This is a genomic window from Pseudoneobacillus rhizolycopersici (genome assembly GCF_054786815.1).
Map to the genome: position 1 here is coordinate 17,586 of NZ_JBTOOE010000006.1, position 14,000 is coordinate 31,585.

General features: G+C 38.6%; 16 protein-coding genes. 3 read left to right on the plus strand and 13 right to left on the minus strand.

The window, feature by feature from the left end; genetic code table 11:
* Positions 1-9: 9 nt before the first annotated feature.
* Positions 10-1,011: a serine hydrolase domain-containing protein gene (locus ACX9YW_RS08360; protein WP_460344735.1), complete on the minus strand. Its 1,002-nt coding sequence runs from the start codon at positions 1,009-1,011 to the stop codon at positions 10-12.
* Between the two features lie 221 nt (positions 1,012-1,232).
* Here ACX9YW_RS08360 and ACX9YW_RS08365 point away from each other — a divergent pair, with 221 nt between their 5' ends.
* On the plus strand, positions 1,233-2,135 hold the full coding sequence (locus tag ACX9YW_RS08365) for an AraC family transcriptional regulator (RefSeq protein ID WP_460344738.1): 903 nt from the start codon (positions 1,233-1,235) through the stop codon (positions 2,133-2,135).
* Positions 2,136-2,153: 18 nt separating this feature from the next.
* Here the strand turns inward: ACX9YW_RS08365 and ACX9YW_RS08370 are convergent, their stop codons facing one another.
* The 6 genes from ACX9YW_RS08370 to ACX9YW_RS08395 form a co-directional block, all read right to left on the minus strand.
* Entirely contained in the window at positions 2,154-3,515 is a 1,362-nt protein-coding gene (locus ACX9YW_RS08370; RefSeq protein WP_460344741.1) for an MATE family efflux transporter, read from the minus strand.
* Between the two features lie 134 nt (positions 3,516-3,649).
* On the minus strand, positions 3,650-4,915 hold the full coding sequence (locus tag ACX9YW_RS08375; RefSeq protein WP_460344744.1) for an MFS transporter: 1,266 nt from the start codon (positions 4,913-4,915) through the stop codon (positions 3,650-3,652).
* A 142-nt stretch (positions 4,916-5,057) separates the two neighbouring features.
* Entirely contained in the window at positions 5,058-5,276 is a 219-nt protein-coding gene (locus ACX9YW_RS08380; RefSeq protein ID WP_460344747.1) for a hypothetical protein, read from the minus strand.
* Between the two features lie 88 nt (positions 5,277-5,364).
* On the minus strand, positions 5,365-6,462 hold the full coding sequence (locus ACX9YW_RS08385) for a threonine aldolase family protein (protein WP_460344750.1): 1,098 nt from the start codon (positions 6,460-6,462) through the stop codon (positions 5,365-5,367).
* Between the two features lie 279 nt (positions 6,463-6,741).
* Complete coding sequence (locus ACX9YW_RS08390) at positions 6,742-7,533, minus strand: alpha/beta fold hydrolase (protein WP_460344753.1); 792 nt, start codon at positions 7,531-7,533, stop codon at positions 6,742-6,744.
* Between the two features lie 304 nt (positions 7,534-7,837).
* Entirely contained in the window at positions 7,838-8,851 is a 1,014-nt protein-coding gene (locus ACX9YW_RS08395) for a GNAT family N-acetyltransferase (RefSeq protein WP_460344756.1), read from the minus strand.
* Positions 8,852-9,105: 254 nt separating this feature from the next.
* On the opposite strand from ACX9YW_RS08395, the gene ACX9YW_RS08400 reads away from it, so the two are divergent.
* Positions 9,106-9,549 carry a cell wall hydrolase gene (locus tag ACX9YW_RS08400; protein WP_460344759.1) on the plus strand — a complete coding sequence of 148 codons (444 nt, stop codon included), beginning with the start codon at positions 9,106-9,108 and terminating at the stop codon, positions 9,547-9,549.
* A gap of 130 nt (positions 9,550-9,679) precedes the next feature.
* A complete protein-coding gene (locus tag ACX9YW_RS08405; RefSeq protein ID WP_460344762.1) occupies positions 9,680-9,838 on the plus strand; it encodes a hypothetical protein in 159 nt (52 codons plus the stop codon).
* Positions 9,839-9,920: 82 nt separating this feature from the next.
* Here ACX9YW_RS08405 and ACX9YW_RS08410 read toward each other — a convergent pair whose 3' ends face one another.
* The 6 genes from ACX9YW_RS08410 to ACX9YW_RS08435 all read right to left on the minus strand — a co-directional run bounded on the left by ACX9YW_RS08410 (position 9,921) and on the right by ACX9YW_RS08435 (position 13,935).
* The gene (locus ACX9YW_RS08410) at positions 9,921-10,694 is read right to left on the minus strand and encodes a DUF817 domain-containing protein (protein WP_460345215.1); all 774 of its coding nucleotides are present in this window, start codon (positions 10,692-10,694) and stop codon (positions 9,921-9,923) included.
* A 69-nt stretch (positions 10,695-10,763) separates the two neighbouring features.
* The gene (locus tag ACX9YW_RS08415; RefSeq protein ID WP_460344764.1) at positions 10,764-10,985 is read right to left on the minus strand and encodes a helix-turn-helix domain-containing protein; all 222 of its coding nucleotides are present in this window, start codon (positions 10,983-10,985) and stop codon (positions 10,764-10,766) included.
* A gap of 10 nt (positions 10,986-10,995) precedes the next feature.
* Positions 10,996-11,478 carry a DUF2975 domain-containing protein gene (locus tag ACX9YW_RS08420; RefSeq protein ID WP_460344766.1) on the minus strand — a complete coding sequence of 161 codons (483 nt, stop codon included), beginning with the start codon at positions 11,476-11,478 and terminating at the stop codon, positions 10,996-10,998.
* Between the two features lie 166 nt (positions 11,479-11,644).
* Complete coding sequence (locus ACX9YW_RS08425) at positions 11,645-12,187, minus strand: helicase (RefSeq protein ID WP_460344769.1); 543 nt, start codon at positions 12,185-12,187, stop codon at positions 11,645-11,647.
* Positions 12,188-12,338: 151 nt separating this feature from the next.
* Positions 12,339-13,235: a DMT family transporter gene (locus ACX9YW_RS08430; protein ID WP_460344772.1), complete on the minus strand. Its 897-nt coding sequence runs from the start codon at positions 13,233-13,235 to the stop codon at positions 12,339-12,341.
* Positions 13,236-13,374: 139 nt separating this feature from the next.
* The gene (locus ACX9YW_RS08435) at positions 13,375-13,935 is read right to left on the minus strand and encodes an AAA family ATPase (RefSeq protein WP_460344775.1); all 561 of its coding nucleotides are present in this window, start codon (positions 13,933-13,935) and stop codon (positions 13,375-13,377) included.
* Positions 13,936-14,000: the final 65 nt, after the last annotated feature.

A 14,000-nucleotide genomic window follows, 5' to 3' on the forward strand; every position in this document is an offset into this window, starting at 1 on the left:
TTCTATTCGTTACTCTTTAAAAGTATCAGCTACTAGATTACTAAATTCCCTTAAGTAGTATAAGTAATGATCCCCACCGTAGTTGTAACGTTTATTATACATTTTTACTACAACTAAGTTATATTCAGGAATGACGAGTAGTGTTGGCCCCGTTACCCCTAAAATTTGATAGGATCCTTTTGGTACCCTTTCTCCAATCTCGCTTAAACCGACAGGTGTTCCTTGCACATACCAAAATATCCCATTTTGTGGTAGTTGGGGATTTTGATAATGAGGGCATTGAACACGGGTAGCTATTTCAATGACTTCCTTTGGAACAATTTGTTTCCCGTTGATGTTTCCTTTATTCAAGTGAAGATTTCCCCATTGGGCAAACTCCCTTGCTGATACATGAAGGTTATTAGATTCGTCTTCAGAACAACCCAAATGATAGGTACCCTCGGTATCTGCATGTATAATTTCAGTTACTAATGCATCATGACCAATGGTTGGCCAAGTTGTTTCCTTGAACCCCAGAGGGGAAAAAATCCTTTCGTGAAGCAACTCAGGGTAGCTTTTATGAAAAAGCCGATTAACTAATCGAGTCATCATTAAAACATTAATGTCCCTATATGCCCATCCTTGTCCTGGTTCAAACTCTCTGAAAATGGCACCATCTGCATTTTCATTTAAGCCATGTGAATGAGTGACTAGATGACGTATCGTAGTATTTCCTAGTAATTGTTCATCCAAATCATCAAAATAATGAATGGCTAGGTCATCGAGACTTTTGATTTTCCCTTCATATAAAGCATACGCCACGGATAAACCAAGATAACTCTTTTCTGCTGAAGCAACATAGAACTGTGAGGACGGCTGGATAGGCGCTGCATCGGCAGAATTCGAATGATGTCCACTATAATGTTCAACCATCACTCTATTATCTTTCATTATGTATAAAGCAGAAGCGCTGCTGTTATTTTTTTCTTTAATATCCTCGACCCAAGTAATTAACCTATCAATTTTGCTCATTTTCTACTCCCTTCTTGACCTAACCTGAATACTCTTGGCTGTTGACATTTAATCATTTTTTAGGTTACCATCATTCTATTTCTAGAATCGCAATTCGTCAATTAATGGAATAATAGGTTAGAAAACCCATATTTTCATTGTAATACCTTTTATTGAATAACAATGTTAAAATATATACCTAAAATATTTTTTACATTCTTTAACATAAGTGGTGATGGCAATTGGACCAGATAAAATTATTACAACAGGTAATTGATTATATAGAGGAACATATTAAAGAAGATATCGAACCTGAAATGCTTGCAAAAATGGTTGGTTACTCCCCTTTCCATTTTTATCGAGTTTTTCAAAAGACGATTGGCTATACCTTAATGGATTATGTTTTAAAAAGAAAACTGCAGTATGCCTTGTATGAATTGGTGAATGGCCGAAAAATACTCGAAATCGCTATGGATTATGGATTTGAAACGCATGCTGGTTTTACCAAAGCTTTTAAAAGATGCTTCGGTAGCCCGCCAAGTCTATATAAAAGGCATTGTCCTACATCACTACCACAAAAACTAGATTTATGGAGCATCCAGCAAAAAAAGGTCGGTGGTATCGTGATGCAACCAATGATTGTGAACCGACCTTCTTTTTGGGTGGCGGGGAAGACGTTTGCTATGGACATGAAAAATGTTTCTTACACAAGGGATGCACCGGCTTTTTGGGATGAGGAAGGATTGGCAGATGGTTCGATAGAAAAGATGCTCTACTCGGTCTTATCCCCTAAAAAGCATGGGGAGTATTGCATCAATATAAGCGTCACAGAAGAACGGTTCACCTATCTATTTGCAGTAGAAGATGATGAAGTTACGCCAATTCCAGCTGACTTAACGAGGTTCCAAATTCCTTCGGCTACTTATGGGATCTTTCGTACACCTCCTGTTGAGGTTGAAAAATTTGCTTCTGCCATTAAAGGTACTTGGAGGTACATTCTTGAGGACTGGTTTCCGGAGTCCTCCTATGAAGTGGATGAAGACGCTAATGATTTTGAGTACTATGACGAACATTGTCACTACTGGGACTTTGATAAAATTTATATGGAAATTTATGTACCCATTAAAGAAAAACAAAGAGGGTGAACGAATCACCCTCTAAAATTAAACACTCACCTTTTCTTTCACAATCTTCTTCTTTAACCAAGGCTGGGATAACCAACGTCGCCATGCGAAAATCCCACGCACCCACTCATCGAATCCTTGTGCCAGCCAAATTCCCAACAGGCCTAATCCAAATAATATTCCGAAAAAATAACTAAATAATACGGCTACTCCCCACATACAAATGATTCCGATGACAACCGGGAATCGCACATCGCCAGTTGATTTTAATGAACCCATTAATACGATATTCATGGCACGACCAGATTCGATAAACACAATCGCCCATAAAACGGGAAGCCCGATTGCGATAATCGCTGGATCGGTCGTAAAGAGATTTAAGATCCGTTCTCCGGTCAATGCAAAGAAAAGTGAAATCACCGTTGAGACAATCATGGATATCTTTAATGTTTTTAAACCTAGCTTAAGTGCGCTGTCATATTGCCTTGCACCGATATAGCGTGCAATTAATATCTGTGCCCCTTGAGCTATGGCCACTGTAAACAGGAAGCAAAGCATCGAGATATTTAAAATATACACCCTTGCGGCTAATGCTGCATCACCGATTAAGGCAACAAAACTCGTAATGACCACCTGTGATAACTGATATGAAATGTTTTCTCCTGCAGAAGGAACTCCTATGGAAAGAAGCCCCTTCACATCACTTTTATTGATAATAAAGATATCTTTAATAGAGAATTTCAATGCAAGTTGTTTATAAACAAAGTAAAATAACGCCACAACGATAAACATGCGAGCCACGATAATGGAATAGGAAACTCCGGCAACTCCTGTTACAGGAATCCCAAACCAGCCCTTAATGGCGATTAGATAACCAATCAAGCTAATGATATTCATCATAAACGTTACAACCATCGTTTCCCTTGTATGACCGTAACTCCGCAACACGGCACTTAGGGCTAACGATATCGATTCTAGGAACAATGACAACCCAGTGATGGTTAAAAAGGTATGGGCAAAATCATAAACCTCTCCGCTCAGTCCATAAAACTTTAGAAACACACCACCAAAAGCAAACAAGACAAAACTCATCACGATTCCAACCCAAAAGTTCACTCCGAAAGCAGAAATACCAAGGCGGCGGGCCTTATCCAATCGGTTGGCACCAAGGTTTTGACCGATTAAAATCGTCGCCCCAATAGCCGTGACGTTAAACACTAAAATGAAAATATTGATAATTTGGTTAGCAATTCCAACCCCCGCAACTGCATTATCCGAGTATCCGCTTAAAATTAACGTCGCCATAATTCCCATACTCATATGTAGCGATATCTCGATAAATAGCGGCCAAGTAATGCTAAACAGAGATTGGTCTTGATATTTATTATTATTTGTACTCAATGTCCTTCTCCTACTTTTGAAAAAATGAATATACCTATTCTAACCCCATTTGATGGAAATTGGTATCATAAAGTTTTTTCAGAAAAAAACGACAAGTGACTGGCACTTGTCATACTGTTTGATAAAATAAATATCTACATAGCGGAACGGTCTACCTTTTTAGTAGAGGAATAGCCCCTATTTCTTAAAATCAAGTTATATAAAAATAACACTGGTGTTAACAGAATCGCACTAACCAAAATAGCTACCTTTAATGTAAATTCTATAGCGACAAAGCCTATGAGCGGACCACCGCCTATTTGCCCAATGGCATCGACCTGCCCTTTTACCGAAAAGAATGTCGCACGCGTTGAGGAATCAGGAATGATTTTGTTGAGCCAGACATTTTCTAAGGGATTCATAATCAAACGTGCTAATTGAATGACAACATAGAAACTTATTAACGTAATGACAGAAGATGATACCGCGAAACCAACCAAAGAAATAATAATAAGACTACTGCCAATCAGTAACGCTACATAAATGGATCTTAGCTGCTGATGAACCGTACTTTTACCTACATAATGAAGAACCGTAAAGGAAGCTAAAACAATGATAAATTGAATGCCTCCTGTTATCATGACTACCGTTCCGTCAGAAGAATCGGGTAATTTAACTTCATTAATAAAGTGGGAAAGCCATAGCCGGTCAAAGCCTTCACTATAAAAACCAAAAAACAAAGCAATCAAGAATAGCAACCTCATGAGGCGATTGATTTTAGCATAATAAACGACCTGTCCTAGATTCTCCTTCATACTCTTCCACGTCGAAATCCTATCTGATTTATTAGCCGGCTTAAAATTCTCCTCCTTCATAAAGAGGATGAGTAAAACGGAGAGTCCCACCATACAGATTCCGCCGATAATAATCGGCAGATTAATCATGAAGTATCCCGTTATAATGCTTAAAGGAATGGCAAAAACCTTTCCAAGATTACCAGCTTTAGAACCATTGATAAAGGCAAAAGACGCCCTTTCTTCCCCAATTTCATCGGCAATCCAAGCTTGATGAGCACCACTGGTAAATGTGTAGCCAATCCCCCACAAGATTTGCGAAAGGATCACAGCTACAAAAAACGGAAACAAACCCTCTATTAAAAAACCTGCTCCGATTAAAAAGAAACCAATGATCACAGATAATTTTCGACTTTTCAAGTCCGACACAATCCCCGTTGGAATTTCAAACAGAAATACGGCGGCTTCTAGAACGGTGCCCACCAAAACTAATTGAAGTGGATCAAGTTTTACCACCTGCACGTGATATAACAAATTCACGGTAAATACGAACGTAAAAAATAATTGCGATAAAAAACATGTGTAAATATAAACCTGATACGGATCCTTTTTCTTTATTAACTCCATCTATTTCCCCCCTCATTATGATTATAAAGAGAGAAATTTCAAGTTTCTTTTCCAAATTTGCGATTGTTGGTGAGATTTATCCACTATGACACCATCTTTTTGACTGATAACAAAACACTCCTCATTAGGAGGAGTGTTTCTGTTAAGCCCCTTTATATTTTTTTCTTACAGGTGTGATGGCAAGGATATTGGAAAGCTTAAACATACGGTATTTTTTTCTCAACAAACAGTAAGCCACAATTTGATCATCTTGGATCTCCTTTAAGCGAATGAATCGTTGTGAAATCGAGCCATCCTTTGAGATGTAAATCAATTCCAAGGGTGTTTGACATTCCAATGCCCTTAGCAAAATACCACGCATTCCGCTCCCTCCTTTATTTATATTATAGAACGTTTGTTTGTATAATATTCATAAAGAAGAGAATTGTTTTTTCACCTTAACCCTCTGTTTAATTGACTGCTTCTAGCTTCGTTTTAATAAGAGCAAAAGCAGCTTTAATGGACTCTTGCGGAACCGTCTCGTACTTGTCACCAAGACTAATTTCCCCATAACAAGATTCCGTATCAATTTCTTTAAGACCACTGATTAACCCGACTCCAGATTCTTTATAAACTTCGATTAGAATTTCTTCCAACGTCTCTTTCGGAATCCCAAAATGAACATGGAACATATTTGTCACTGGCTTTAATGGGACTGTTTTTATCAATGGATGGCACTGATTGTAATAGTCGGCCAGTTCTTTAGCATTTTTGTAATACTGATCCATTTTTGAAATTCGTTGATCAAAATAATAATCAGCGGTCAAAATATATGGATAAAGACTAATCAAGTCCCCACCATGGCGTCTTTTCCAAACCTTAGATTGATCAATAAAATCCCTTTCGCCTGCCAAAATCGCCCCGGCAATCCCACCAATTCCTTTGTAAAAAGAAAGATAGACACTATCGAAAAGAGAGCAAATTTCTGCTGCAGATTTTTGATAGAAAGGTAATGTTTCATATAAACGAGCACCATCTAGATGTAGCTTTATCCCTTTTTCACGGCAAAACTTCGAAATTTCCACAATCGTCTCGTAATGGGGTAATTGGCCACCAATTTCCCGTTGCGGTAGCTCCAACAGCAAACAAGAGACTTCTTGATTGATGGCCAGCACATCCTCTAATTGAATTAAGCGATCTTTTTCTGCCAGTAAGATCGGTTCAATATGGTGTAATTCCTTTAATCCATCCTCTTCATGGATTTCCAGGTGACACAATGGGTGGTAAGCCACCTTCTTAATTCCTTTTCCATCACACCAAATTCTTAAGGCAATTTGCTGGGCCATCGTTCCACTTGGGAAAAATACAGCCGCTTCTTTACCCAAATAATCTGCCATCTTCTGTTCGAAGTCATTTATAATGGTTCCATTTCCATAAAGATCAGCATTGAGATTTCCATCTACATTTTCTAATGCCTCTTTTAAGATTCCTACCTCTCTAACTCCATGGCCAATTACCATGTACCTGGATTGTTTGTAGGCTTCAGCCAAAGTTTGTGGTTCTTTCATGTTAAACTCCCTTTCTTTGTTTCGAATTAATCTACCTCCTTAATTCGCTTCTTCTATTTCAAAATCCTGTTTGCTTTTTATTAGAGTCCACATAAAAAAATCTCTACAAAAGAGCACCTTGTAAATACTTTTATGTTCTAACGGGGCAATTGTGATTCACCGCAGTACTATATCCGTTAATTCTCAGCAACTAAGCTAGAACCATCACTCCCCACAACAAAAAGCACAACTACTTCTCTAGTTGTGCTTTAGTGTATTCATATAAAACCTTTGACCGGTTTATCCCCAAGACACCCAGTCACCACTCTGCTTCATAAAGTTCCTAATCAGTAAAGCGAAGGTTTCAGGTATTTCCAAAGGCAAGTGGTGATAGGCACCTTCCATCTCGTATAGCGGCCCATCAGTTATTTCCGCAAGATCCCTTGCCCCTTCAATTGGCATTACTTGACTTTCTTTTGCTCTCACAAACCATATTGGGCAGCTAATTTGACTAGCCAATTCCCTTGATTCAACATTTTCAATTGCCAACGTTCGTCGATCAAACCTTTCCACCCAGCGACCATCCTCTTGTTCAAGGAAACACTCTTCCGCAACCTGCACCACTCGTTCCATTGGGGCGCTGTGTTGTGGTGGAAGTAACCTATATTTGGCCACTGCTTCCTGTAATGTTTCAAAAATTCGCCCATTCCTCCCAGCAGCTTTATGTAATCCCGCCAATTCCTCTTCTGGGGAATCAATTTTCATATCGGCCACTAATAAAGAAAAAGGAGGTCGAACCCCACGACTCGCCACTTTCAGACCCACATAACCACCCATCGAATGACCAACGATCGCATACGGGCGATCGAACTTACTGGCAAGTTGTTCGATATCCTTTGCGTAATCATCGTAACCGTAAGTACCTCCCCATGGGCTTCTACCATGCCCCCGTAAATCAGGGGCGACCAAATAGTAATCTGTTTCCAAATAAGGTGCTACCCACTCCCACCAGCCGCTGTGGCTAGCTAGCGCATGTAAAAAGATGACCATTGGCTTTTGTGGATCTCCCCAAGTTCGTACGTGCATTTCCATTCTCTTAACCTCCCTATCGTTCTTTTCAAGCACACCTAAAACCCCCATATTTGCCTCCAGTCCACCAAACTAATCCTCCCATCAAGAGAAGTCATATTTCAAGAATATGTTTAGCCCATCATTTCTTTCCTAAAGATTTTCAATATATGAGCAGTAAAAAAAGCTGAAAAATAAACGGTTTAAAACTCGTTTACTTCCAGCTATTGTTTTCTTAAGTAATCGTCTTCGTCTAACAGGATGTTTTCTGGAATGGTTTGAAAAAAATATTGTGTTCCACACATGCAAAAACGAAACGGATCCATTCTTAGCCAATGGTTTTTAGAATCCGATAATGCCCCTTACCAGGAAGATACCCAAGACTTCTATTAATATGCTGCATAGGAGCATTATTTGCTTCTGAATCTGTCGTCATGGTATGGGCCCCTTCTTTTATCGCTGCATTGATAGATATTATTTTTAATGCCTTTGCAATTCCTCTCCCACGATATTCTTTTCGGACACCTGTATAGTTGGTATAAAGCAATCCAGCATTTTCAGTACTAAACAATTGTGTTACTCCTACAAAACGATCACCGTCAACAGCAAGAAAAACCCAATCATATCGGGAAACACCTTCAGGGAAAAACTCTTTTCGCCACTCTCCAAACGGCGGTAGATTACCGTATTGACCGGGATTATCCTGAATTGTTTCGACACATAATTCGTATAGTTTTTGTTCGGATACTTCACCCTGCAATTGGGATAACGGTACAAACCGAATACCTGATTGAGTAACCTGGTCTACAACATTGGCATATTTAGCAGGATCAAATTGAGTCACATTCAATTGTAATTCAAAAATATGTGCGTCTACCGAAAAATGACGATTTTGTACAAAAGGAAGGGATTCATCTATCCAATCAAATACGATAGATGATAAGACAGAAGCTCTATGTTCATTTGCCCATTTTTCTAAAAGGGAAAGAATTTCAGCGCCTACCCCTTGTCCGCGAAAATCAGGATGAACGCAGAATACACTTCCAACCTGACCAGGCTCCACCCAAGGAGCGCGGTAACAAGCACCATACCCAATGATTTGGCCATCTTCTGTTTCAGCGATCACTCGTGTTCTACCAAACCCAACCAAAAGTCCATTTTCATTTATATTTAGATTTGATGTGGTTGGAATTTGCTGATCCTCTGCTTCAAGGGTTTGAGCAGTTGTCGAACCTGGCTCAATCATGTTTAATAAATTGGCAAGTTGTTCATAATCATCTGGAACTTTTATTGTTCGTAGTTTTGCAATATTTGGAGATTCATTAGATTTATGTAATAACATTTGATTATTCCCCCACGATTTATAAAAGATTTTAAAACCTATACAATCAGTCTTTAATTCTACAAAAATAGGAAAATTCCTTTTTTGACCTATTATTTATTAATATAAATCCATTTGTCCAAAGTATGTAATACTAGTAACCCCCTAATTTAACAATTAGAATAACTTGGGTAAAAGATTTTTAATTGAAGATAGACTGAAAAAGTCTCATTATTGCCAGCTTTTTTTCATAATATAATTTGGGGGTGAAAAAAATGCCAAGAATAAATTACCGAAGCTCAGACATTGACTTAATGGCAAGGATGATGAGAGCAGAAGCTGAAGGTGAAGGAAAACAGGGTATGTTGTATGTTGGTAATGTTATTGTTAATCGTGTAAAAGCAGATTGTTCAGATTTTAAAAGTGTTAGAACGGTTAATCAGGTTATCTTTCAAGTACAAGGAGGAAATTACTCCTTTGAAGCTGTTCAAAAAGGGAATATGTTTTATCAACGAGCAAGAGGCGTTGAAAAAAGATTAGCGAAACAGAATTTGGATTATTGGCGACAACATCCAGCAAAATTTGCCCTTTGGTATTTTAACCCATATGCTCCATGCCCTCCAACCTGGTACGATCAACCTTTTTCTGGTCAATTTAAGAATCATTGTTATTATGAACCAGCACCTGGTACTTGTGATAGTGTCTATATCGGACCATAAGCTTACTCATTGAGTAAGCTTTTTTTGCATTCCATCATACCAATAATCCTTTTTAGATCTATTTCTAAGGATAATCATGTTGCTTATTGATACATACTAAAGAGAATTAAAATAAGAATGGAGGAGTTTTATGGAAAAGAATCAACAAGCTACTATGAATACAGGCTCTGTTATGAGGCCAGATTTTGCTGGAACGGATGTTCAAAAAGTAAAGCAAGAAATTCAAAAAGATGTTAGCCAGGGACAAGGTTCCATGACTTCCCGAGAAGCCGGGGCCATGCGTGATTAATTCCGTTGAGTTGAAAGAGTAGCTCCCCAAATTGCAAAACTGTCCAGTTAAACTATTAACTGGACAGAACCCTACCACTTTATCATAATAAACGGGACTTTTTCCCTTTTACTTGCTTTAATGTGGCTACAATCAGAAAACTGACAATGACTAATAACAGCCAAGAACTCACCTTTCCTAGATGGACGAGACTCCATGCTTCCGCTTGGTTTGGATATTGCCAAGCACCAAAGAACGTGGCGATATTTTCAGCAATCCAGATAAAAAATCCAATCAGCACAAAAGAAAGGGCAAGTGGCATTCGATAATGGGTTCCAGCAACTTTGTAGGAGACCCATGATTGCCAAAAGACGATGATAACCAGTCCAGAAAGCCACCAACGGATGTCAATCCAATAATGGTGGGTAAAAAAATTCAAATAAATCGCTGCGGCCAGAGGAACGACCGCCCAAAAAGGTGGCCATTTAACTAACTCAACTTTCAACCTTCGCCAAGCTTGGCATAGATAACTTGCCACACTTGCATACATAAATCCACTATACAAAGGCACTCCAAAAATCTTTGAATATCCTTCCTCCGGATAAGACCAAGAGCCCATGTGCACCTTAAAAAGTTCAAGAGCAAGCCCAATAAGGTGGAACACGGTAATAACCTTCAGTTCATCCCGTGATTCAAGACCAGAGCGCACCATCCACCATTGCATTAAAAGGCAAATGATCAGCAGCCAGTCATATCTTGGTAGAAAGGGAAGGGAAATGAATTTTGTCATAGCCAACGACGCAAAAATAACAACAGGAAACACACATGATAATGCCTGCTCCCAACCAAAGAGAACAAGTTTTTTTAGTGCTCTCATGATTTGCCCCTCTGAATTTTGTCTCCATTTTTGAATGGTTACATTCATAAATACTCCCCTTTTACTCGATTATTCTCCTTGGATATCATCGCTACGGTATTCTAAAATATCACCAGGTTGACAGTCTAAAGCCTTACAAATCGCCTCTAGAGTGGATAACCGAATCGCCTTTGCTTTACCATTTTTTAAAATAGAAAGGTTGGCCATTGTAATTCCAACCCGTTCTGAAAGCTCCGTAACACTCATTTTCCGTTTAGCCAACATCACATCAATATTGATAATAATCGCCATTTAATTCACCTCAGACCGTTAAATCGTTTTCAGATTTAATATCAATTGCCTCTTTTAATAGCCTCTGAAGAACAGCTGCAAAAAAAGCAATCACCATGGAGGCGAAAATCAAGACCAATCCAATTATGATAATACCAGGTGCATCGTCTCTCTCAGCTACGAGATAAAATAGTGGCATCCCTATCGCATAGATGGTACTGATTGTGATTGCACAATATTTTATTTTCTTTAAGGCAATGACAGAAATTTGCGAGAAAGCATTGTTTTTGTCAATATAGCTTAAAAGTTTAAATGCTTGAAACAGGGCAAAGTAAAACGGAATGGCTGCCACATACATATTAATGAAAACGAGATATTGAATAAATGCCATTTCGGGGTACAACTCTGCAGCATATTCCCCTATCTTTGGCACTAAAAAAATACATAAAGCAAGAACAGGGATTCCCATAAGAATAACCGCTAATTTTAAAAAGAGTGTCGATCCTCTCTCCATAAAAAGCACCTCACTAAGTTAAATAATATATTGAATTTAACATAATATTTATCGTTTTTCAATAAATAATTATTTTTTCACTAATTTTCTTCTTGTTATATTTGCCTTGATTTTACTAAAAAGAAAGAGCATTCCTAGATAGGAATGCTCAATGAGATACTAAACTTTAGGTTTCTTTGGCTAGACAAAAGATAAATAGATCATTTGGATTCCAGACGTGCAGGTGATAATCAGCACGGTATCCGCGCAACCACAACACACCGTTAATTTTTCTTAGATAAAAGCCTTTGGGGAAATCTTCATCATCCGTTAAGATCTCCGATGCTATAGTAATAGAGCCTGAAGGAGCTTGGTGTTGGGCAGGATTTCCCGAATGACCTTCTGGCTGATCCAGATACTCCAGCCTTAAGTGAGGTCCCAACTCAAGTGGACACAATTCCAAACCAAGTTCGCTCGCTCTCTGATAAATCTGAACCATTGTTGCTCCTTCTGGAAAGCCAAGGTTGCCCACCGTTAGTTCAACGGTATCCAAACTGTACTTTTTCTCAGAAGTGCTAAATTGTTCATTAGCAAACAGTTTCTCTCCATACTCATTCATCATGATAGAGTATTGTTGCAATTTTTGAATAAGCTGCGATTTCGTAAGTCCGCCAACTTCCACTATTCTCGTAACGATAGGACAATTCGGGTAAACTTTTTCATTATGCATTCGTAGTCACTCCTTACAATATTCGAATAAAAGGTGGTAGTTTACTATTCTACGATCCCCCATCGATTTCCTTGGCTTACAAACGAAAGAAGAGTCGCTTTCATTTGCAGCAACGCTTGTCAAATATCACCAAAAACCTACGGTACTCCCCTTACCTCGGAGATAGATCCTTACGAATCGCTTTTACTCGAACATCCGAAATCAAGAACACACTTCCTAAGATGACTAAAAGGCCAACTAACATCCCGACTGTAATATGTTCTTTTAAAAATAAACTTGCCCAAATCATCCCAAAGACAGGGATTAAAAAAGTGACGCTTAAGGTTTTGGTCGGTCCAACCTTTTCAATTAAATAGAAATATAGTAGATAGGCAATCGCGGTACAAAATATAGCTAACGCGATAACAGCCAAAACGGCGACAGTTGTTATTTTATTCGTTGAATCTGGTAGTTGCGTAAGCGTAAAGGGCAACAGCAAAATGGCTGCACCCATTTGCTGGCCAAATGCCAAGGATAGTGCTGGAACACCTGCAAACGTCTTTTTCGCATAAACACCGGCAATACCATATAAAATCGTCGAAATAATTGCAAGAACCACCGCTAGAATGACCTTATCAGTAAATGGAATCGTACTCCAGCCCACCAAAACAACAACCCCAATAACCCCGATAACCGTTCCAATCCATTTTCGCAAGCTTAAATTCTCTTTCATCCAGACCCACAAAACCAATGCCGTGAATAGTGGTGTTAAAGAATTAAGAATTGCACTCATCGAGGCTGGTAAATAAAGGGCAGCTGTCGCAATTAGTGTGAAAGGAATGGCCGCATTCAGCGCTCCAATCATTAAATACTGTTTCCATTTTTCTCTTAAGTACAATGGAGCTTTTGATATTTGTAGGAAAAACAATAATGCAACTGCGGCGATGGTTACCCGTATCTGAATGGTCAAAAATGGTCCAAAACTGGGAGCGGCCATCCGTATAAACAAAAAGGAGGCCCCCCAAAGTGCCGCAAGCCCAAAAAGAGCTATGATTTCTTTTATTTTCATGATATCCCTCGCTTCTTCCCAAAAAAACCTTACATTTTTACTCTATTATAACAAATCTCGTTATCTTTTATTCTAGTGATGGAAATATAAAATGGCCAAGACAATAATCATTATCTTGACCTTTTTAAACGAACTTTATCTAGAATTTAAACGTTTCTTTTATAAGAGTCGCGACATCCTCTAGTGAGCGATTCGTATTATTAATTTTCATATAGTTTTCTTTCGTGATTTCGCCTTCATTGGAACTTAGACGATATTTATCCATTGAGGCTATCAGGTCCCTTTCAGACCATTCTAGGTTTCGTTTGGTTGGTTTGTGCTCCAAGCGATGTGGACTTTTATTTCGTTCAAGACGTTCTTCCACGTCTGCTTCAAGTTCAACATAGTACACCGTTGCACCGTGCGCCTCAAATAAGGATGCTACTTTTTCAATATAATCCCAATCAGACTTCAAATTGAAAGCCCAAACATAAGTGAAGATTAATCCGGGTAAGTCACTTTTCGCTACTTCTTCGAATATTTCTTGACGAAATAAACCTACTAATCTCTTTCCTTGTGGTGTTCCATAGTCAAAAAATTGGCTAACCAAATCGATGGTCATATGATTGTGGAATAGTTTTAATCCAGTTTGTTTTGCTAGTTCTTGTCCTACAGTCATTTTTCCAACCGCTTGTGGTCCAAATATTAAGACGAACTTCATGTGTTTTCCCCGTTTCTGTTATTGGTTGTCTGTAGAAATTCGTTATGGGGAGTGTAAAATCCTGC